This window comes from Larkinella sp. VNQ87 (genome assembly GCF_049445795.1).
Lineage (GTDB): Bacteria > Bacteroidota > Bacteroidia > Cytophagales > Spirosomataceae > Larkinella.
Genome location: NZ_JBMSDT010000004.1, coordinates 214,480 through 231,984 on the forward strand (window position 1 = coordinate 214,480; position 17,505 = coordinate 231,984).

Annotated in this window: 18 protein-coding genes and 1 tRNA gene; 8 read left to right on the plus strand and 11 right to left on the minus strand. The window is 52.1% G+C overall.

Annotated features, from left to right (window positions below):
- The first annotated feature begins 40 nt into the window (after positions 1-40).
- Together ACO2Q8_RS08390 and ACO2Q8_RS08395 are read left to right on the plus strand one after the other, a co-directional pair.
- Positions 41-766: an OmpA family protein gene (locus ACO2Q8_RS08390; protein WP_423344344.1), complete on the plus strand. Its 726-nt coding sequence runs from the start codon at positions 41-43 to the stop codon at positions 764-766.
- A gap of 149 nt (positions 767-915) precedes the next feature.
- Complete coding sequence (locus ACO2Q8_RS08395; protein ID WP_423344345.1) at positions 916-1,686, plus strand: oxygenase MpaB family protein; 771 nt, start codon at positions 916-918, stop codon at positions 1,684-1,686.
- A gap of 12 nt (positions 1,687-1,698) precedes the next feature.
- Here ACO2Q8_RS08395 and ACO2Q8_RS08400 read toward each other — a convergent pair whose 3' ends face one another.
- From ACO2Q8_RS08400 to ACO2Q8_RS08430, 7 genes are all read right to left on the minus strand, one after another.
- Positions 1,699-3,123 (minus strand): DUF4403 family protein, encoded by a 1,425-nt coding sequence (locus tag ACO2Q8_RS08400; RefSeq protein ID WP_423344346.1) that lies wholly within the window; start codon positions 3,121-3,123, stop codon positions 1,699-1,701.
- A gap of 30 nt (positions 3,124-3,153) precedes the next feature.
- Positions 3,154-3,321 (minus strand): FeoB-associated Cys-rich membrane protein, encoded by a 168-nt coding sequence (locus tag ACO2Q8_RS08405; RefSeq protein WP_423344347.1) that lies wholly within the window; start codon positions 3,319-3,321, stop codon positions 3,154-3,156.
- A gap of 99 nt (positions 3,322-3,420) precedes the next feature.
- Entirely contained in the window at positions 3,421-3,957 is a 537-nt protein-coding gene (locus ACO2Q8_RS08410; RefSeq protein WP_423344348.1) for a YfiT family bacillithiol transferase, read from the minus strand.
- 137 nt (positions 3,958-4,094) lie between these two features.
- Positions 4,095-4,937: an inositol monophosphatase family protein gene (locus ACO2Q8_RS08415; RefSeq protein WP_423344349.1), complete on the minus strand. Its 843-nt coding sequence runs from the start codon at positions 4,935-4,937 to the stop codon at positions 4,095-4,097.
- A complete protein-coding gene (locus ACO2Q8_RS08420) occupies positions 4,924-6,168 on the minus strand; it encodes a DUF4105 domain-containing protein (RefSeq protein WP_423344350.1) in 1,245 nt (414 codons plus the stop codon). The genes ACO2Q8_RS08415 and ACO2Q8_RS08420 overlap by 14 nt, the downstream gene beginning before the upstream one ends.
- Complete coding sequence (gene rsmI, locus ACO2Q8_RS08425; protein ID WP_423344351.1) at positions 6,137-6,802, minus strand: 16S rRNA (cytidine(1402)-2'-O)-methyltransferase; 666 nt, start codon at positions 6,800-6,802, stop codon at positions 6,137-6,139. Before rsmI ends, ACO2Q8_RS08420 begins: the two co-directional genes overlap by 32 nt.
- Before the next feature lie 65 nt (positions 6,803-6,867).
- Positions 6,868-7,110 carry a 4a-hydroxytetrahydrobiopterin dehydratase gene (locus ACO2Q8_RS08430; protein WP_423344352.1) on the minus strand — a complete coding sequence of 81 codons (243 nt, stop codon included), beginning with the start codon at positions 7,108-7,110 and terminating at the stop codon, positions 6,868-6,870.
- Positions 7,111-7,248: 138 nt separating this feature from the next.
- On the opposite strand from ACO2Q8_RS08430, the gene ACO2Q8_RS08435 reads away from it, so the two are divergent.
- The 6 genes from ACO2Q8_RS08435 (at position 7,249) to ACO2Q8_RS08460 (ending at position 10,676) form a co-directional block, all read left to right on the plus strand.
- A tRNA-Ser gene (locus tag ACO2Q8_RS08435) sits at positions 7,249-7,333 on the plus strand.
- Between the two features lie 120 nt (positions 7,334-7,453).
- Positions 7,454-8,254, plus strand: coding sequence for a hypothetical protein (locus tag ACO2Q8_RS08440; protein WP_423344353.1), 801 nt, complete (start codon positions 7,454-7,456; stop codon positions 8,252-8,254).
- 202 nt (positions 8,255-8,456) lie between these two features.
- Positions 8,457-8,861, plus strand: coding sequence for a hypothetical protein (locus ACO2Q8_RS08445; protein ID WP_423344354.1), 405 nt, complete (start codon positions 8,457-8,459; stop codon positions 8,859-8,861).
- 2 nt (positions 8,862-8,863) lie between these two features.
- Positions 8,864-9,100 carry a type II toxin-antitoxin system HicA family toxin gene (locus tag ACO2Q8_RS08450; RefSeq protein ID WP_423344355.1) on the plus strand — a complete coding sequence of 79 codons (237 nt, stop codon included), beginning with the start codon at positions 8,864-8,866 and terminating at the stop codon, positions 9,098-9,100.
- A 24-nt stretch (positions 9,101-9,124) separates the two neighbouring features.
- Positions 9,125-9,982 carry a hypothetical protein gene (locus ACO2Q8_RS08455; RefSeq protein WP_423344356.1) on the plus strand — a complete coding sequence of 286 codons (858 nt, stop codon included), beginning with the start codon at positions 9,125-9,127 and terminating at the stop codon, positions 9,980-9,982.
- Positions 9,983-10,427: 445 nt separating this feature from the next.
- Complete coding sequence (locus ACO2Q8_RS08460) at positions 10,428-10,676, plus strand: hypothetical protein (protein ID WP_423344357.1); 249 nt, start codon at positions 10,428-10,430, stop codon at positions 10,674-10,676.
- On the opposite strand, the gene ACO2Q8_RS08465 is transcribed toward ACO2Q8_RS08460, so the two are convergent.
- The 4 genes from ACO2Q8_RS08465 to ACO2Q8_RS08480 all read right to left on the minus strand — a co-directional run bounded on the left by ACO2Q8_RS08465 (position 10,594) and on the right by ACO2Q8_RS08480 (position 17,400).
- Complete coding sequence (locus ACO2Q8_RS08465; protein WP_423344358.1) at positions 10,594-12,549, minus strand: hypothetical protein; 1,956 nt, start codon at positions 12,547-12,549, stop codon at positions 10,594-10,596. The two genes, ACO2Q8_RS08460 and ACO2Q8_RS08465, sit on opposite strands and share 83 nt — an antisense overlap.
- Before the next feature lie 211 nt (positions 12,550-12,760).
- Positions 12,761-13,345, minus strand: a complete 585-nt coding sequence (locus ACO2Q8_RS08470) for a hypothetical protein (RefSeq protein ID WP_423344359.1) — start codon at positions 13,343-13,345, stop codon at positions 12,761-12,763.
- Positions 13,346-13,487: 142 nt separating this feature from the next.
- Positions 13,488-14,309 (minus strand): LytR/AlgR family response regulator transcription factor, encoded by an 822-nt coding sequence (locus tag ACO2Q8_RS08475; protein WP_423344360.1) that lies wholly within the window; start codon positions 14,307-14,309, stop codon positions 13,488-13,490.
- A complete protein-coding gene (locus ACO2Q8_RS08480) occupies positions 14,302-17,400 on the minus strand; it encodes a histidine kinase (RefSeq protein WP_423344361.1) in 3,099 nt (1,032 codons plus the stop codon). The genes ACO2Q8_RS08475 and ACO2Q8_RS08480 overlap by 8 nt, the downstream gene beginning before the upstream one ends.
- Positions 17,401-17,505: the final 105 nt, after the last annotated feature.

Consider the following 17,505-nt stretch of genomic DNA (forward strand, 5'->3'; position numbering starts at 1 on the left):
CAGACTCATGCATTATGTAACCATACTTGTTTGGCTAATCATGTTTTCATCGATTGCTGTCCGGGCTCAGTCGCCCCGGCTGGTGAAGCGGCACGTAACAGATTTTGCCATCAAAGCCCTTGATGAACAGAGCCGGGCCGAAATCCCGGCGAATTTTGAGGTCAAAGCGATTTTGTCCCGAAAGACGTTTAGCGGAAAAAGCGCGCCGGGCCGGGCGTTTTCGTTTATGCTGGGAAAATCCGATACGCTCATTATTCAGACAACCGCCAAAGGGTACTACGCGATGGAGGAAGTGCTGCTTGTACCCTGCGATTCCTGTGCCAACTACGAGCACCTGGCTCTGATGGAAAAAGCGGTCCCGAAAAAAACGGCTCCTCCCAAAAGCGCAGAACCCGACAGTATTTTCCGCGATTTGAAAGTAAACGATAAAATTCGGCTCGACAATGTCTATTTCGACCAGAGCAGCTACGTTCTCCGCAAAGAATCCTACTCGCAGCTCGACAAACTGCTGAACACGCTCAACCGCTACCCCAAACTGGTCATTGAAATCGCCGGACACACCGATAACGTGGGCGACCGGCGGCTGAATCAGGCGCTCTCCGAAAACCGGGCACGTGTCATTACCAACTACATGATTCAACGCGGAATCGCCGAAAACCGGCTGCAATACCGGGGCTACGGCGACACCCGCCCGGCCGCGCCCAACGACAACGAAGCCAATAAAAAGCAAAACCGCCGGGTCGAATTCACCGTGCTGAAACTGTAAACCCCTTCAGCGGTCGCAGACCCTGACAGGGTGTTAAATACGGAAGGATTGCAGACAACATGGAAACAAGAAAGGGCAACAATTGGTACCGGATTAGCTGGTTGATGCGTTATATTGAGAGAAAAAACAACGGGTAACCCGATTTTGAGATGTTTTACTTTGTAGAAGAAAAGTCGATAGTTCGAACGATTTGGGGAGATGCCGACGTGATCCTGCTGATTTTCGCGGGTGGGGCCGCCGAATTTGCCGTCAACCGCGCGGTAGACTGGTTGTTTTACACCGGAAAACTGCCCGCCGATCCGATTGGTCGACTATTCTCAACGGTAAAATACGCCCAGGAAATCGTGTTCATGCCCTACGAGAAAGCAACGTCCGCCATCAACCGGATGCGGGCGATTCACGGCGGAGTCGAAAAAAGCCGGGGATATCAAATTCCGGATTGGGCGTATCGCGACGTATTGTACATGCTGATCGATTACTCAGAACGAGCCTTCCAACTGCTGCACCGGCCGCTGACCGACCCGGAACGGGGTGAATTGTTCGACACCTTTCTGCGGGTCGGCGAGGGAATGGGTGTCCCGGATTTGCCCCAAACCTACGCAGACTGGCAAACCGACCGCCAGATTCACCTGGACCGGGATTTGGCCCACAGTGAATTTACGGACAAACTCTTCCAGCGTTACCGGGAAGAGCTCGGAGACTGGCGCTACGGTTTGTTGCTTCAGGCCCAGTCGCTGCTGGTACCCCAGGCTGTTCGGCAGCGGCTGACCTTGCCGGACCGGCCGGTTTTAGCCTCAATGATGTGGGTGTATAAACTGCTGGAACGGCTGCAATTGCGGGCGCTGACGCAACGGATTTTGTTGCCGCCGGAATACCTCCACCAAGTCCGGGCGTTGGATCAGAAAACCGTCACACGCTGACTGGAAGGGGTTTTAAAGGTTTGTCACTTCCAGCATCATGGCAGCTTCGGCATGCAACAGAACGTGCAAACCGTCGGGTCGGATGGCAATGGCCCGGGGATTCAACTGGAATTTGGGAATGTCGATTCGGGCTTTCCGGCCCACTTTCGCGCGGGCAAAGGCCCGTTCTATTTTGTTTGGCAACAGGGTAATGTGTTCCTGGAGCGGTATTTTCAGGGCCGATTGCAGCGTGTCCTTCAGCGTATCGTGCAGCAGCCAGTCGGCCACCCGGGCCAGCGATTGTTCGGTGTCAATGTCGTAGTCGATGTTCTTGATGGTCAGTTCATTACGGATGGTGTCAAAAGCCGGGCGGCCCCGGAAATAAAGCGTTCCGCCAATGGCCCCTTTGATGTCGGTCTGTACAATCAGCGCGTGTTCTCCACCGTATACTTTCACCTGCTTGATATCGACGAGGTTATTGACTACATCAAACTTCCTTCCAGTCAGGTACGTATTCAACACCGCACTCATTTGGGTATACGGAATTCGGCTTAGCAGATTAAGATACGACAGCATCGGTAAGACGCTAACCCGTTCCAGGCGCGGAAGGTTATTGTTCAGCACGTAGTCCGGTTTTGGGCCAAACAAGGATTCGATGCTGAGCCGGATTCGCATGGGTACCAGAATAGACCTTGGGTTTCCGCGAATGGGGGCCACCTGTACGGCCGTTGGTCGGGGGTGCAGCCAGACTTGTTCATAGGCGCGGTTAATCAGGAGCGGTTTCTGAATATCGCGCCAGATTTTGGCCATTTCCAGGTCGAGCCGCAGTTCGGAAAAAACCGCCCGGTCGATGGCTTTCTCAATCCCGTTCTCGTGTTTGGTCAGAATCCGGTCGGCGAGCTTGGTAACGGGGATGTCTATACCCAGCACCCTAATTTCGGGTTCAGTAATCCAGCGGTAATGTTCGAGTTCGACCCGGGTTTCGACCCGCCAGTCGTCTCGAACTCGGAGCGGGCTGTTAAACCGGACTTCCAGGGCGCTGAACACCCGGTTTGTCGTGTCTCTGGGGTTCTTACGAAGTCGTAACGGACTGTTGATCCAGATTTTAAGGGAAGCATTGAACGTTAGCTTTTTACCGTCGAAGGCCAGCCGAATCGGCCCCGTTCGCTCAATTCGGAGGTTTAACGGACGCAGTTTTCCGTTTTTAAGGGTTTTGTTATCGACCAGCACAACGCCGAGGGCCTTGTTGATTTTTTCTTCCAGTTCATCGAGTTCGAAGATGATGGGCGCACTGAGATAGGAACTGTCGGCGCGGAGCGAGTCGTCGAAATTGCGGGCGGCTGGTGGTTCGGGTTTGACCTTTTTGCAGGAACTCAGTCCGGCCAGTAACAATGCCAGGATGGTCGTAATGAATAGAGAATAGGGGAGCCGACTGGGCTCGGGGTCACTCGTTTGCATGGTTGGGCCAGGATACGGTTGTACGAAGTACTAAACCGGTAACCGCCCTGATTTGTTGGCAGAAGTGATTTTGGGGTCAGTGCTGCACCCGCATCCTTTGGCACACCCGGCCTTTTTCCCCGCAAAACTTTTCCACGCCCGCCAGCCCAAATAGCCCAAAGCCACCAGAAAAAGCAAACCAATCACCAAGCCTTGCATTAGAGTTAAGAATTAAGAGTGAAGAGTTAAGAGTTGCTCCGCAGTAGTAGAATGCGTCAGCCAACTCTTAACTCTTAATTCATAACTCTTAACTCCTAACTAAATCCATTGGTTCCGTAACGCTAGCTGATACACGTGCTGGTAGTGGTGTTCGCCGTGCCAGGCGTAGTTGGCGATTACTTCGGCCAACGTGAACTCTTTGTGGCTTTCGGGGTGGAAATACGTTCGTTGTAATTGGTCTTCGGTAAGTGCATCCAGGACGGTTACCCAGCGCTGGTGCAGATTGCTCAGAATGACCAGTGAGGGCGCGATCGAAAGCTGATAGTCGGGTAGTTCGGCCCAGGCGGCTTCGTCGTACGGTTTGATGGTCGGAATGTTTTCGGTCAGCGCCAGTTTTGTCCGGACGAAAGCATTGATGTGGCTATCGACAACGTGATGGACCACCTGCCGGACGGTCCAGCCACCGGGGCGGTAAGGCGTGTCGAGTCGGCTGTCGCCCCATTTGCCCACCAACTCCGTCAGGTTGTGGGGCATGATGGCAATGGCAGCAATGTGTTCCTTCGATTGCTCGGAGGTATACGTTTGTCCGTAGGTAAACCGGCCAATCGGGTAGCGGAGATCTTCGTGTTCAGTCATATCTACAGTGCGTTAGGGGTCATTATTCGGTGTTCGTTATTCGGTGTTCGTTATTCGCTATTCAAATATCGAATAACGAACACCAAATAAAGAACACTGAATAGCGAACTGGAAACCCGAAAAACCTATTTTGTTGCCTACCGAACCGGCAGCGGGCCGTCGTTGTTCCAGTATTCTTCGATAACGGCCAGTAACTCGGGCTGCATAGCGCATCCGGCCAGGATATCACCCCGGAACAGAAACTCATCGCCCCCGGTAAAGTCCGTGACGGTTCCGCCCGCTTCCTGCACCAGCAGCACCCCGGCGGCCATGTCCCAGGAGTTAAGGTTGAATTCGTAATAGGCTTCAAACCGGCCGCAGGCTACGTAGGCCAGGTCGATGGCAGCCGATCCCATCCGGCGAATACCGTGCGTGCGTTGAATCAGGGTTGCAAAAATGGCCAGATAGCGATCAAGCCGGTCCAGAATGCGGTACGGAAAGCCGGTGGCCACCATGCTTTCGCCGAGGCTGGTGGCCGGCGATACCCGGATGCGTTCGGGCGGTCCGCCGGTGCGCGAACACCAGGCGCCACCGCCCGCGCTGGCCGAGAAACACTCGTCACGGCTGATGTCGTAAACCACGCCCGCCAGCGGTGTTTTTCCTTCCACCAGACCAATGCTCACCGAAAAAACCGGCAGGCCGTGTATGAAGTTGGCTGTGCCATCGAGCGGATCGATGATCCAGTTCAGGCCCGAACGGTTGTCGGTTTGACCAACGGTTCCTTCTTCGGTAATGAATCCGGCTTCGGGCAGCAGTTGCTGCAAGGCATCTACAATCTGCTTTTCGGCTTCCTTGTCGACGTACGAAACCAGGTTGTTTACATCCTTGTATTCAATTCGTTCGCGCGAAAACAGCAGGCTTTCCTGGCGGATGAAGGCGCCGGTGGTCCGGGCGATTTCACTGATTTGCTGGCTGATTTGGGCCAAATTAGGATCGGGCATGGGTTGGCTGAGCGGTTTGGTTGGCTGCGAACCGGTACTGGTAAAAAGCGCGGTACAGTAAGGTTAACAAAAAGAATATAAAACCGTAAAGGTAGTCCTGGTAAAACGCGTACAGAAAAAAGGCGATCAGGCCTACCATCGTCAACAGGAAATAGGTACGGATGGTTTGTGAATTCGTTTGCCGGGTTATCCAGAAAATCAGCGGCAGGTGCAGCGGCATCATAAACAGCAGCGCCGGATTCCAGGCCGTTACGCCGTGGTCGGTGCCGAACCAGAGAAAGACCAGAAACCAACCCCAGAAGCCTGAAAAGCCAAACAGCCAACGGTCGAGCCAGAAACCGCGCTGTCCGCGCCGTTGTTGCCGCCGGGTGATCAGGAAAACCGCCACCAGCAATACCGCAAAGAGGAAATCCGGCGACACTAGGTACGTCAGAAAGGCGTTGGTTTCCTCGGCCGTCACGGCCCGGAACAGAAACAAGGTGTTAGCAACCAGCGGAGTGGGGCGGCCTTCGGGCGTTTGAAGCTGCGCCCGTTCGGCCTCGATGAACAGGTTTTCGGGCAGGTACATGGCCTGCCAGGACGAAGCGGTTTCGTCGGCCGGGTAGCCAATGCCCAGGTTCATGCCCATCCGCGACCAGGGATGCCGGGTCAGGTAATCGTTCATCCAGTCGCGATACGAACGGGTGGAGTCGACCACATTGCCGTACCGCAGGCTGTCACCGCAGGCTTTCACGAGCATGTCGCGGGGCCGGGTGGCGCAGTTGTCGTAGTAAAATTTATAGCGGTATTCGCGGTTTTGGGGAAGGGCGTTGGTTTCAAGCAGGTCGTACAGCCGTTGCCGCTGAGCCACCGACAGATTTAACACCTGCTCTTTGACGCTACGGTTTTCGCGTTGGGCTGCGTATAGCTGGTTCGGCATCGGATACACCGAAACATAGTACGGCAGTGTGCCACGCAGAAACTTGACGTAGAAGTTGCCCGTCCGGAAGTCGAAGGTTCCGTAGTTATACACCTTGTCGACACCGTACAGGGGGTCGCTGACCCAAAATGCCGTGTGACCGAAAGACGAATAGAGTTCGTCGCCCGGCGAGACGGTGATCAGGCTGATTTTGGCCTGGGGGGAGAGGGTTTGGGCGGGGGAAAACTGAATAACGAATAACGAATATTGAATAACGAAGAGGGCTCGGAGGAGTCCTTTGCTATTTGCCCTGAACAACAATGACAATTTCACCTTTGATCGTTTTTTCGGCAAAATACGCAATTATTTCCTGGATTGAACCCCGGACGGTTTCTTCAAATAATTTGGTGAGTTCCCGCGAGACGCTGGCGGGCCGGTCGGGGCCGAAAACTTCGGCAAACTGCGTCAGGGTTTTCAGCAGCCGGTGGGGCGATTCGTAGAAAATCATCGTACGGTTTTCGTCGGCCAGTTCGGTTAGTCGGGTCTGGCGGCCTTTTTTATGGGGCAGAAAGCCCTCGAACGTAAACCGGTCGGCGGGCAGGCCGGAGTTGACCAGGGCGGGCACAAAGGCCGTGGCCCCCGGCAAACACTCCACCGGAATGTCGTTTTTCAGGCACTCGCGCACGAGCAGGAAACCGGGGTCGGAGATGGCGGGTGTTCCGGCATCCGACACCAGCGCCAGCGTTTTGCCCGCTTTCAGTTGGGCCACCACGCGCTGCACGGTCTGGTGTTCATTGAAAATGTGGTAGCTGTGGAGCGGTTTGCTGATCTGGAGGTGTTTGAGCAGAATGCCCGACGTGCGGGTATCTTCCGCCAGAATACCGTCCACGGATTTGAGCACATTCACCGCCCGCAGCGTAATGTCATCTAAGTTCCCGATGGGCGTTGGGACGAGGTAGAGCTTCATGGTTTGAATGATGAGTTATGAATGATGAACGATGAATAGGCTGACGCAGCGCTATAATTCATCATTCATAATTCATCATTCATAATTTGGTTGATTGCTTCCGCCAGCTTGCGGTCTTTTTCCGTCACCGTATCGCCCGCGTCGTGGGTGCTGAGTTGGAGGGTGACTTTGTTGTAGACGTTGGTCCACGCGGGGTGGTGGTCCATTTTTTCGGCGATGAGGGCCACGCGGGTCATGAACGCGAAGGCTTCGCTGAAATCCCGGAACGTGAAGGTTCGGGTAAGCTGGTTATTTTCTTCCTGCCACATATACCGTACGAACGGGCAAAGGCCCGGTTTGTTTCGGGAGGCAAGTTAGGGGATTGGCAGAAAAAAAGCGGTTTTTTTGCGGGAGGGTTGACAAAATTAAAAAACCGTCTTACTTTTGCAGCCACATTAGTGACCAATAGAGGGATGGCGGAGTGGTCGATCGCGGCAGTCTTGAAAACTGTTGACTGTAACAGGTCCGGGGGTTCGAATCCCTCTCCCTCTGCTGAAACGCCCTGATGACGCCAGTTGTCAGGGCGTTTTTGTGTCTTTTGGTTTGATCTTTTAAAAAGGTGTATATTTATCAAACAAAAAATTAGATAGCAATTGTGAAATTGTAAAGAAAATGCTTGACCCTGATGAAATTGTAGCCCTTACCTCTAAGGTTCAAAAACTAGATAAATGGAATAATATACTTAATATAATTTCTGTTGTGCTATTAGCTTTAACTTTTTTTCTAGGTTTTATAGCTAATCGCTTAAGTGTTCGCTTAAATGAAGCTAAAGACAAACTTGCAATACGAGAAAAACAACTTTCAGATCAAAAAATAGCAGAGGCAAACACAAGAACAGCTACTGCTCAGGCCATTGCTGAAGAAGCAAGACTTGAACAAAAGAAGCTAAGCATAGAATCTAAAGAAGTTCAAAAAGCATTGGCAGAAACCCAAAAAGATTTATCCGATGCAAAGCGAAAACAGGTTGAAGCAGAGTTAGCATTACAGCAAAAAGTAGATGAAGTAAAAAAAAGACAGGAACCGAGAGTATTAACAAAAGAACAAAAGGCTAAGATAATAAATGTTTTGCGTAATTCACCACAAGGACCTATTCAGTATATGTTAGGTGCAACAGATGATGAAACGTATAACCATATTAATGAAATATTAAACACTATAAAAGCGGCTGGTTGGAGAATAGATGAAAGAGACATGTTTGCTGTAAACACTACTGGTTACGGAAGTGCCGGAATAAGAATCACAGTAAAAGATAAGAACAATCCTCCTGCACACGCTGTAGCTTTAGCCCGAGCTCTTCATAATGCAAATATTGATTTTAGTATAGATCAAAATCCAAATATTGGTGTTGGAATGGGGCAAACCTTTCCAACAAATACCATTGAATTTTTCATTGGAAATAAACCCAAGCTTTAAACTTATATTTACTATTTTAAATGCTTATAATTGTCTAGTATAAGATTTTTTATGTAAAGGAACTAATGATTTGCTTGTTTGAAAGGTACTGGATTCATAAGGTAGTTTTGTCTGCATTTTTTATTTAACCTTATTATAAAATTTTGAATGATAGACTGAGATTTTATATTCGGATAGCTAATATTAAATGGACAAGTTTCATATGGCTTCTAAAACCACTTCACAAATTGGCAAACTGCCCGAAGGAATTTCGGTTCGGATTGCCGTCTATTCGTACATCACCGAGAACACCCAGGCTATCTACGCTCCGGCACTGGACTTATACGGTTATGGGTATACCGAGACCGAAGCCTGGCAGAGCTTTGAGTTGGCATTGGAAGAATACTTGACGTATACCGCTGAAAATCAAACCTTGGCCGATGACCTTCGCCGGTATGGTTGGCAGGTGGATGAAGATCGTCAGCGTCTAACACCCCCTGGCCTGGAGCGACTGCTACAACTGTATCCGGACTTTGCCGAAACCATCCTGAGCCGACCCTATCAGAAGGTGGATCGGACGCTTTATCTTATCTTGAACAACCGGTCTTCCCGGGCATTGGCTGCTTAAGGATGAGCACCCAAAAACTCAGCAACATCTCGCTGGCCCTATTCCGTTATTTTCTTCAGAAAGCAGGCTGTGAATGCCAGCGCAGCCGGGGGGGACATGAATACTGGCACCGCCCGGGGCTGACCCGGCCCATTACCCTTCAAACGCACATCGACCCGGTTCCGGAATTTATCGTAAAGAACGCTTTACGGGCACTTGATATAAGCCGGGAGCAGTTTTTTAGCCTCATCAATAATTGATTTCGTGATTAGTACCACCGTTCTATGAAAAGATTATTACTGATATTTTCGATTGTATTTCCTTTCCTAGGTTTAGCCCAAATTCTCCCCAAGGCAAAAACTGACTCGGTAAAAATTAGTGCTCAGCAGCTTGAGTTGACCTTAAAAAAGTTGGAGGGGAGCACGAAACTGAATAACTCCTTAAGCCGTGAGAATCGAAAGTTGAATGGGGACCTTTTGAAATATGTAGCTCAGGAGAATTTCTATGCTACAGCACTTGATCGGCAAGCTACTCACTACGAATTTTTATTGGCCTTCATAGTGGGTGGAGCTGGCCTAATATCATACGCTTTTATAAATCGCAGGTTTACTCAATTAAATAATCTTTTTCAAAACGAGATTCGTCGGTTAAGTATAGACCTCAGTAATAGTATTACGGAAAGTGACCAGAAAATAAAGGAAGGAAGAGAGGAATTGATCGCTCTACAGGTGTTAGTTCAGATCGAAGCTACTTCACATAGACTTTCAAAAGCGTCGATTCACAGGAAAAATGATGATTTATATCGTTCTTTAAAAGAGCTTTTTAATTCTATATCAAGCCTTTTAAATCTGTTTGAGATAATTCAAACTCATAGTGCATATTTTGAAAAGTACAAATCGAGTCTGTTGACTCAATTAAGTGATGCACTGGAAAGCGGAATTTTGATGTTTGATAGTCTAAAGCTTTTAGAAGAACTGGATGATGAAAGGTTTTTGAAATTCAAAGCAGACTTAAACAGTGAAAACTACGACTTTTTTCAATATAGTTTAATTGACCGTATGGTAAAAACAGGATCACTGAATGTGATACTTCTTTCCAGCCAACTAAAAGAGAGAATAGAAAGCTTTAAAAACAATGTTTAAAAAGTAAGTGCGTTGTATTTTTCGAAGATAATGCCTTACTAACGGATTTGGCTCTCTCTTGGAAAATTTGATTAACCTAAAATAGGTTTTGCAATCGGTCTTGGAAACGTCCTGTGTTTGGCTTCAATCCTCACCAGCACCCTAGCCCCCCAAAAAAACCATTCCCTCGAAAACCGCCCATCTTAACAAACTTTAGGATTTTGGTTCCAAACCTTGCCGTACCTTTGGGCCGGAAGGTCCCGGTTCTGTTCGAATGTCGCGACAATCCGGTTTTTTCTCGACACCCGCCCGTTGGGTCGTCCGAAAGCCGGGTTGGTTTTCGTTCAGAATGAAGAAACCGGATCGCCCAACACTTGTCACACCCAACTCCGAAACGCCCCGATGCCGAAGCTGTACGTCACCCTTTTACACCGTGAGACAGCGGTCAACCTGAATCGAACGTTCCATGAAAACGACCCTCGTGCATTCTGGCCTGATCGGCTTTCCGCCGAAAAAAGAAGCTTCTACGCCCCTGAACGCGTTGCTGGCGCATTCAGAAGACGGTTTTTACGGCAGTCTCCAGCGCTGCTGCAACCGGGCATTCCTGGCCGACGATCCCGCCAGTAACCTGCCTACTCCAGCCGATACGACCGAATCGTTACCGCCACGGTGGGCTCAAAACCGCCCGGCCACCGGTCCGACGGCTCGAAGCTGAGCCCGGTCAGACGCTTGGTAGGTACCTGCTGCGTGTTCAGAAAATTCCGGGCGTCGGCCAGGTTGTCTACCCGCCCATTGACCAGCAACCCTTTTTCCAGCAACGAAGGCACCGCCCGGTAGCGCACCCCCGTATGGTCTTCGGCCCGGAGCGTGATGAAAAGCTGCGGAGGCTGAAATAACAGGTTTATCAATTTTCCGGAGAAGGAGTAAGCCGGTTTGGCGTAGACGATGTGCAGCAGCGAGTCGGTAGTTGCTAACGGTAGCGTTTCGCCCAGCCGGACGAAGACGGTTTTTTTCCGTACCAACCTCAATGGCCGGGTGCGACCGGTTTTCCGAAGGTAAAGCTGCCGGGGCGTCTGGTAGGCCACCTGATAGCGTTGCAAAACCGCCAGCAGGGTTTGGGTTTCGTCGGCCAGCGGGTACTTGCCATCGATCGATTCGTAGCGGTAAATCACCCACTCGGGCGCATTGGAAGAGAGATAATGCGCCCGGTTTTTCCCGTCCAGATATGCATTGTAAGCCTGGTACGACTGAATGGTCGGGCGGGGGGAGTAGTTGAGTCCGTTCAAGTACACTTCGGCAATGTCGTTCGGGATCATATCCACCGATTGCCGACCGATGCGGTTTCGGATCGGGGCCGGAATTGTCGGCACAAAAACCGGGTATTGTTGGGTGGCAGCTCCGTGGAGGTAATGCGTAATCAACTGCAGTTTCTGAGAAAACATTGTGGTGTAATTGACGGGAATGGAGCCAAAAACCGGTCTGTAAAACACGAGGTAAGCGGTGCAATTCAACAGCAGAAAGGTCAGAAAAGTATTCCGCAGCCACGCTTCCCGGCCATACACGACCGTCAGCAGAAAGAGCAGCGACGTCTGTTTGACAAATGCGGTAATGTGTCCGGCATCGGCGCGGGTAAAAGCGTATTTGAGCAGGATGAAGCACAAGGCGGTCGTCCAGCCCAGGAGGAAAAGCGACCGGCATTGATCGGGGTTTAGCGGTTTTTGAATGGGCCTGGCTTTGATGAAATAGACCGTCAGTGCCAGCAACACCAGTATAAACGTTCCATAGGAAAGCAGGACCAGTCTCATCTGGTCCTGCGGATACAGCGCCTGTGATTCGTTGTAACCCTGAATCACCTGTAAGCTGGAAACGACGTACTGGATCAGGTCGGTTTGTAACCAATTTGCGCCGGTGACCAGCAACAGGCACAGCAAGGCCATCGATGCCAGCAGTTGACGGAGATTCATTTGTCGGATAAAAAAAGCCACCAGCAGGACCGAAAAAACATACACAACGGCAATCAGTCCGAAATTAACTTTCATAAAAAAATTGGTGGTACACACAATAGTTAGGTAACAAAGCAATCGAATAGTGGGGGAAGGTTGCGCCAAAAACCGAAGGCCCCAGAAAACAACCAGGTAGAACCAGGTAAAATGCATCCATTCGCCGTGCATGCCGTTAATGATCGCCCAGAACGCAAAGTAAACGGGCAAGTGCCAGATTTTAAGTGGTTTGGGTAAAAAGCCGTATAATACGAAACCCAGGTTGAGGGCAAAAAAGGAATCGACCAGGAAAAGCTCCAGCGGGCTGGTCGTAATGATGTAACGTTGTAGCCAGCGCCCCAGCGGACCGTACGTAAAAACGATGTCTTCACCCCAGAGCAGGTTCTTTTCCTGAATCAGTTCCAGGGCGATGCGCCAGGAATTGTCGATGTCGGCCGACGGAATGTGAACAAAATCGAAATAGGGAAATGTCAGAATCAGGAGAAGGGTGACAAAGGCGGTTTTGACCACCGGACTCTCAATACGGGCCGTGACAAGGTGACCGACAGGACGCGGTAAAGACAGATGATCGTTAATAAATGCTAGCATGAGATTTACGGGACAGATTGTTGAGACGATAAGTCAGGCATTTGGTCACGGGTTGAAGAAAAAAGCCTCGAAAACTGAATCCAGGCCGATCGGGTACTTCAGCAATAACAGGCTGTAGCAAATGGATCTTTTTAGGCCACTCGGCCCAGCTGCTCTTCGGACGTATATCGATTTTTGATCGGAAAGGTGAACGGCGCGGGGAGTAGCGCGATCATTGTCTGACCGCATCGCGGTCCAGGTAGGGGTCGAGGAAATCCAGGTCGCATTCCGAGGTGAGGGCAGCAATCGGAAGCCGGACAATCGTCAGGCGGGCGGTTTTTTCGGGTTGACAACGGGCACTGATTCCCCGGGCCTGAACTGCTAGGGCCCGGTCTTTGCCAAATTGCCAGTGGTTGGTTGTCAGAATCAGGCGGTTATCGGGCCGGGTGCTGCATGGGGAAAGTGAACGCTCGGGCAGGCGCTGCCCCAGTCCGTGCTGACTGACGAAGAGCGTCCGGAGCGCGTCGGAATAGGTGGCGGTTATTCGATAGAGCCGGTAATCGTGGAAAACAAGGAAAAGATCGGTCAGCCAGATGCCTTCCACCCGGAGGCTGTCGGCTTTGAACAACCGAATTTGGTCACAGGGCAACGCCAGTGTTCCGGCTACGACGGGCGTCTCCAATTCGTGAAAGTCCGGGGTGTGAAGTGAATCCGGGGTTGTCGTGCCCAGCCGGAAAGACCCCAGCCCGGCCCCGCCCGGTTGCGCAAAGAGCGCCGGGGAAAGCAGCAGGAGAAGAACGGGCAGGAGGTACCGCATGAACGGTTTTGGACGGTTGACAATCGGGCCAAAAGATACGAAAGACCACCGGTTGTCGCCAACAAAACCGTATTGACAGGTTAATTTCAGTCCGGTTGACCAGTTCAGGTGCCGGGTACGTTGAGAAAGTCTTATTATTGATCTACACAGAGGGCGACAAATAGCTCTGCTCCACTTTTTCCACATTGCTGGCGTAGAGCTGCACGTCAATAACCCGGCCATTTCGGGCCAGAATGCAGCGGGGGCGATTGCCTTTCTGGAGAAAACGGATGGAACCTTTATGAAGAATATGGCTCTTGCCAATGCGGATAAATTCCTGGGAGGGCAGCATTTTTTCCAGACCGTCTAGGGTGACGTTGGGAATGTTGAGGTGATCAAACTGGGAGCAATAGACATTGATTTGCCGGTTGGCCGACTCGCAATAGAGGATGTCGCTGCGGTCGATGCAATGGAACACCTGGGAGTTTTGAAAAAGCAGCAGACCGGATGCCTCGTCGCCCCGTGGGCCCATACCGGTTTCCAGACCGGCCATCAGTTCAGCTTCCTGTTCTTTCTGGATGCTCCATTTCTGGTAAAAAACCGCCACTTTTTCTTTCAAGACCACCGGATCGATGGGCTTGACCACAAAATCGGAATGGAGGTGAGGAGCAGCTTTCTGAACCGCCATTAATGCTTCGTCGGGGTAGCCCGATACAAAAATCACCCCGTACGATTGCTGCTGGCGGGTCAGTTCGTCCAGCAGGTCGAAACCACTCAGCACCGGCATCTTGATGTCCAGCAAAATCAGGTCAGGTTCCCGGGTAGCAATGACGTCCAGACCCGTTCGGACATCGTCGGCTTCGCCCACCACCTCCAAATAGGGCAGCGTTTCGAGCATGCTGCGGAGGGTTTCCCGGACAAAAAATTCATCATCGATCAGGACGGCTTTCGCCTTCAGCATTTTCTTGGTCATGGTATCAGGCATTTGCATCAGTAACTAATTCTTCCGGGGGCAGAGCGGGGTAAAGAGGGAGAAAAGCCTCGACCCGTACGCCAATTTGACCGTTTTCGTTCAAATCGGTACAGTACTGACGGCTTTTCAGGCTATTGTACTGGTTCAGTTGGTCAAACAGGGCCTGGTTGATGGCTAATCCACGACCGGTGGAGCGACGGCGGTAATGCCGGGCTTTTTCCAGGCCGACCCCATCGTCTTCGACCACAATGCGCAGGTGTCGTTCGGTGGTCCCAATCCGAATCCGGACCGTCCCGCCTTCCGGTTTATTCTCCAATCCGTGCTTGATGGCATTGGAAACATACCCCTGAATCAACATTTTCGGAATGATCGTGTCCAGCGGGACGCCGGGTTCAATCTCCGTGGTAGATTGAATGCGTTGCCGGAATCGTACCTTTTCCAGTTCCAGGTAATTGCCGACGAAATCCAGTTCCTCGCCCAACGACCAGAACACCTGGCTGCGACTCAGGAGTTTATGCCGGAAAATGCTGCCGAATTTGGCAAGATACCGCACGACCAATTCGGACTCCTGCCTGTAAAGCATCGACTGAACCGCTGTCAGGAAATTGGAAACGAAATGGGGGTCGATCTGGTTGGTGATGGCCCGAACCTCCAGCAGGGCCCGTTCCCGGCTGGCTTCGGCCAGTTCCTGACTCATTCGAACTTCCAGGTTCTGGCGGTAGGCCGCTTCCAGTTCCAGTTCGGTAACCCGTTGTTTGGCTTCCAGAATCTCGCGTTCCCGGCGGGCCTGCGCGCGAAACTGCCGTAAAATGATCGCGAAAATTCCCCCGGCCAGGACCAGAATAACCAGCGTCCGAAACCAGCCCGTAGCCCACCAGGGCGGAGCAATCTGGAACACCTGGACGACAGGCCGGGCGTGCCAGAGACCGTTCGCACGCAGAATCTGCAAGGTAAGCCGGTAGGTGCCGTCCGACAGGTTTTTGAACGAAAGCGTACTGTTCTGAACCGGGTCTGACCAGTCGGCGTCGGGTTGCGGATCGTCGAGCCGTTCGAGTCGGTAGCGGTAAACAGTGTTGGCAAATAAGTGCTGACCACTAGGCTCCCAGAAGTTGATTTCCAGGTGGTTCTGGTCCGAATTGAAGCGTAGTTCGTCCAGATGATCCTTATAAACCCGACCCGTCCGGGCATCCCGGAAGGAATGGATTCCGGTGGGCACGGACACCAGAAGTTTTTTCAGATCGGCTTCAGGAATCATCATGATCCGGTCGTGGGTTGGGAGCCACCACCGTTGCTGGCGGTCGCGAAAACAGCCGTGCGAGATACATTGTCCGCCGAACCCGTTCTTCTGGTCGAACCAGGCTACCCATTCTTCGCCTTTCTCATAAAACCGCCTTACATCCAGCACATACAGCCCTTCAATCGCCCCTAGCATCAGAAAAGATGATTCGAGAGGCTGACAGAAATTGACTACCCGCTGCAATTGTTGCGGCAAGACCCGTCGAAAACGCTTGTAATCATAGAGCCACAGCCCCTGATCGGTAGCCAGCCAGAGATTGCCGCGCGGGTCGCGGTGCAGATCAAAAATCATCCAGGCCGACAGATTTCCGGCGTAGGGTAGGGTTTTGAAGCGGTCGGAATGCCCATCCCAGATGACGGCGCTTTCCTGTCCACCCAGCCAGAATTGCCCGAAGCGGTCTTTTTCGATGTCATAATATCCCGTCGATGGCAGCGCGAGGCTTTGCTTAAGCTTCAGAGTTCGGCGATCGTAAATCAACAGCTTTTTGCTGGTGGCAAAGAGATACCGGTTTTGGGCTACATCATCGTAAAAACCGCGAATATTGGTCCCCTGCGCACTTCCCGGTAGCATTCGATACTGGTTTCCATCAAACCACAGCAGGCCCTTGCCGCCCACGGTCGAAAAGATCAGATTACCGTCCGCATCCCGGTTGGTGGCGGCAATGAAATCTTTCGTCGGCAGGGAGCGATAATAGGCACTGTCCGGCACGATCCGATCCCTCGCCAGCCGGGTCAGCCCCTGGCCCCGGGTGGCAAACCAGAGCGTACCCCGGCGGTCTTCGGTAGCCGAAACGGTTTCTTCCGACCAGCCGCCCGCTTCGTCGAAAAATCGCCAGCCAGCGCGCATCACCCGCGTAATTCCTTTGATTGTTCCCGCCCAGAGGTCGCCCTGTCGGTCGAAAAGCAGGCTGCGGACCGGGGCGGTTTTTACGCCCGAGTCGGTCAGGCGCTGGCCGTCAAACCAGCAAAGGTGTTTTTGCAGGTTGAGAAACGCCACTTCCTCCCGGTCGCTGAGGGCATAAACTTCGGCTTGTTGCAGGGCTGGTGGGATTTTGTAGACTTTATCGGTCCCGTGGCCGGTCAGCCGGTACAGGCTCGAACGGGTGAGCGCGTAGAGCTGACGGGAGGGGCGTTGCAGGATGCGAAGAACAGGTTCGTCGAGCGGAATCCGGCTGATGGTTCCATTCCGGTATTGCCAGAGGGTGCCGTCTTTCATGGCAATCAATACCCGCCGATGGTGCCAGTCGGCGCGCAGGTCCAGAATACGAGGGGGCTGCTTGGGAAACAGGCGGGCGGTCAGGTCGTGAATCCGGCCATTTTCAAGGTAACAAAGCCCCTGATCGACAAAAGGTTTGTCGGCTGATCCGGTAAACCAGGCCCGGTTCTGGTGATCGACGGTCAGGAAGGAGGTGCCGATGCGGTTGAAATGCGGAGCGTATCCCACCCCGGTTGTATCCACCCGCAGGTCGAGGTTCGATAGCACCTGAAGCCGGTACAGCTTGTTGCCGGCGACCCAAACAGAACCGTCGGGACCAACGGCCAGGTCGTTGATCAGCCCCTGGGGCAGACGCGGGAGTTTACGGGAATTAATTAGCTGATGTTCCCGGTCGAAAAAATCGAGTCCCCAGTCGGTAGCCACCCAGATGCGGCCGGAGAGGTCGGTTTGTAAGAAATAGGTACGAACGTTATCGAGTCCTTCGCCAATGCCGTAAGACTGGTTGGCAAACCGTTGCGCGCAGGCCAGGGTCAGGCCGGTCAAAAAACCGCTTGTGAGGAGAATTCGGCGAATGAAAGCGAGCCAGCGCATGAAATGGGAAGAGGTGAGCCGGTTGTAAATTACAAAAAAAGCAGTGGGTGGCGCAAGGCCATCCGAAGGGATGAATGAAACCCCGCGCTGATTGTCCGAATCCCG

What these genes read in the sequence shown, in the direction of transcription:
- ACO2Q8_RS08390 (WP_423344344.1), top strand. Translation starts at nt 41, where the DNA reads ATGTTTTCATCGATTGCTGTCCGGGCTCAGTCGCCCCGGCTGGTGAAG.
- ACO2Q8_RS08395 (WP_423344345.1), top strand. Translation starts at nt 916, where the DNA reads ATGTTTTACTTTGTAGAAGAAAAGTCGATAGTTCGAACGATTTGGGGA.
- ACO2Q8_RS08400 (WP_423344346.1), bottom strand. Translation starts at nt 3,123, where the DNA reads ATGCAAACGAGTGACCCCGAGCCCAGTCGGCTCCCCTATTCTCTATTC.
- ACO2Q8_RS08405 (WP_423344347.1), bottom strand. Translation starts at nt 3,321, where the DNA reads ATGCAAGGCTTGGTGATTGGTTTGCTTTTTCTGGTGGCTTTGGGCTAT.
- ACO2Q8_RS08410 (WP_423344348.1), bottom strand. Translation starts at nt 3,957, where the DNA reads ATGACTGAACACGAAGATCTCCGCTACCCGATTGGCCGGTTTACCTAC.
- ACO2Q8_RS08415 (WP_423344349.1), bottom strand. Translation starts at nt 4,937, where the DNA reads ATGCCCGATCCTAATTTGGCCCAAATCAGCCAGCAAATCAGTGAAATC.
- rsmI (WP_423344351.1), bottom strand. Translation starts at nt 6,802, where the DNA reads ATGAAGCTCTACCTCGTCCCAACGCCCATCGGGAACTTAGATGACATT.
- ACO2Q8_RS08430 (WP_423344352.1), bottom strand. Translation starts at nt 7,110, where the DNA reads ATGTGGCAGGAAGAAAATAACCAGCTTACCCGAACCTTCACGTTCCGG.
- ACO2Q8_RS08440 (WP_423344353.1), top strand. Translation starts at nt 7,454, where the DNA reads ATGCTTGACCCTGATGAAATTGTAGCCCTTACCTCTAAGGTTCAAAAA.
- ACO2Q8_RS08445 (WP_423344354.1), top strand. Translation starts at nt 8,457, where the DNA reads ATGGCTTCTAAAACCACTTCACAAATTGGCAAACTGCCCGAAGGAATT.
- ACO2Q8_RS08450 (WP_423344355.1), top strand. Translation starts at nt 8,864, where the DNA reads ATGAGCACCCAAAAACTCAGCAACATCTCGCTGGCCCTATTCCGTTAT.
- ACO2Q8_RS08455 (WP_423344356.1), top strand. Translation starts at nt 9,125, where the DNA reads ATGAAAAGATTATTACTGATATTTTCGATTGTATTTCCTTTCCTAGGT.
- ACO2Q8_RS08460 (WP_423344357.1), top strand. Translation starts at nt 10,428, where the DNA reads ATGAAAACGACCCTCGTGCATTCTGGCCTGATCGGCTTTCCGCCGAAA.
- ACO2Q8_RS08465 (WP_423344358.1), bottom strand. Translation starts at nt 12,549, where the DNA reads ATGCTAGCATTTATTAACGATCATCTGTCTTTACCGCGTCCTGTCGGT.
- ACO2Q8_RS08470 (WP_423344359.1), bottom strand. Translation starts at nt 13,345, where the DNA reads ATGCGGTACCTCCTGCCCGTTCTTCTCCTGCTGCTTTCCCCGGCGCTC.
- ACO2Q8_RS08475 (WP_423344360.1), bottom strand. Translation starts at nt 14,309, where the DNA reads ATGCCTGATACCATGACCAAGAAAATGCTGAAGGCGAAAGCCGTCCTG.
- ACO2Q8_RS08480 (WP_423344361.1), bottom strand. Translation starts at nt 17,400, where the DNA reads ATGCGCTGGCTCGCTTTCATTCGCCGAATTCTCCTCACAAGCGGTTTT.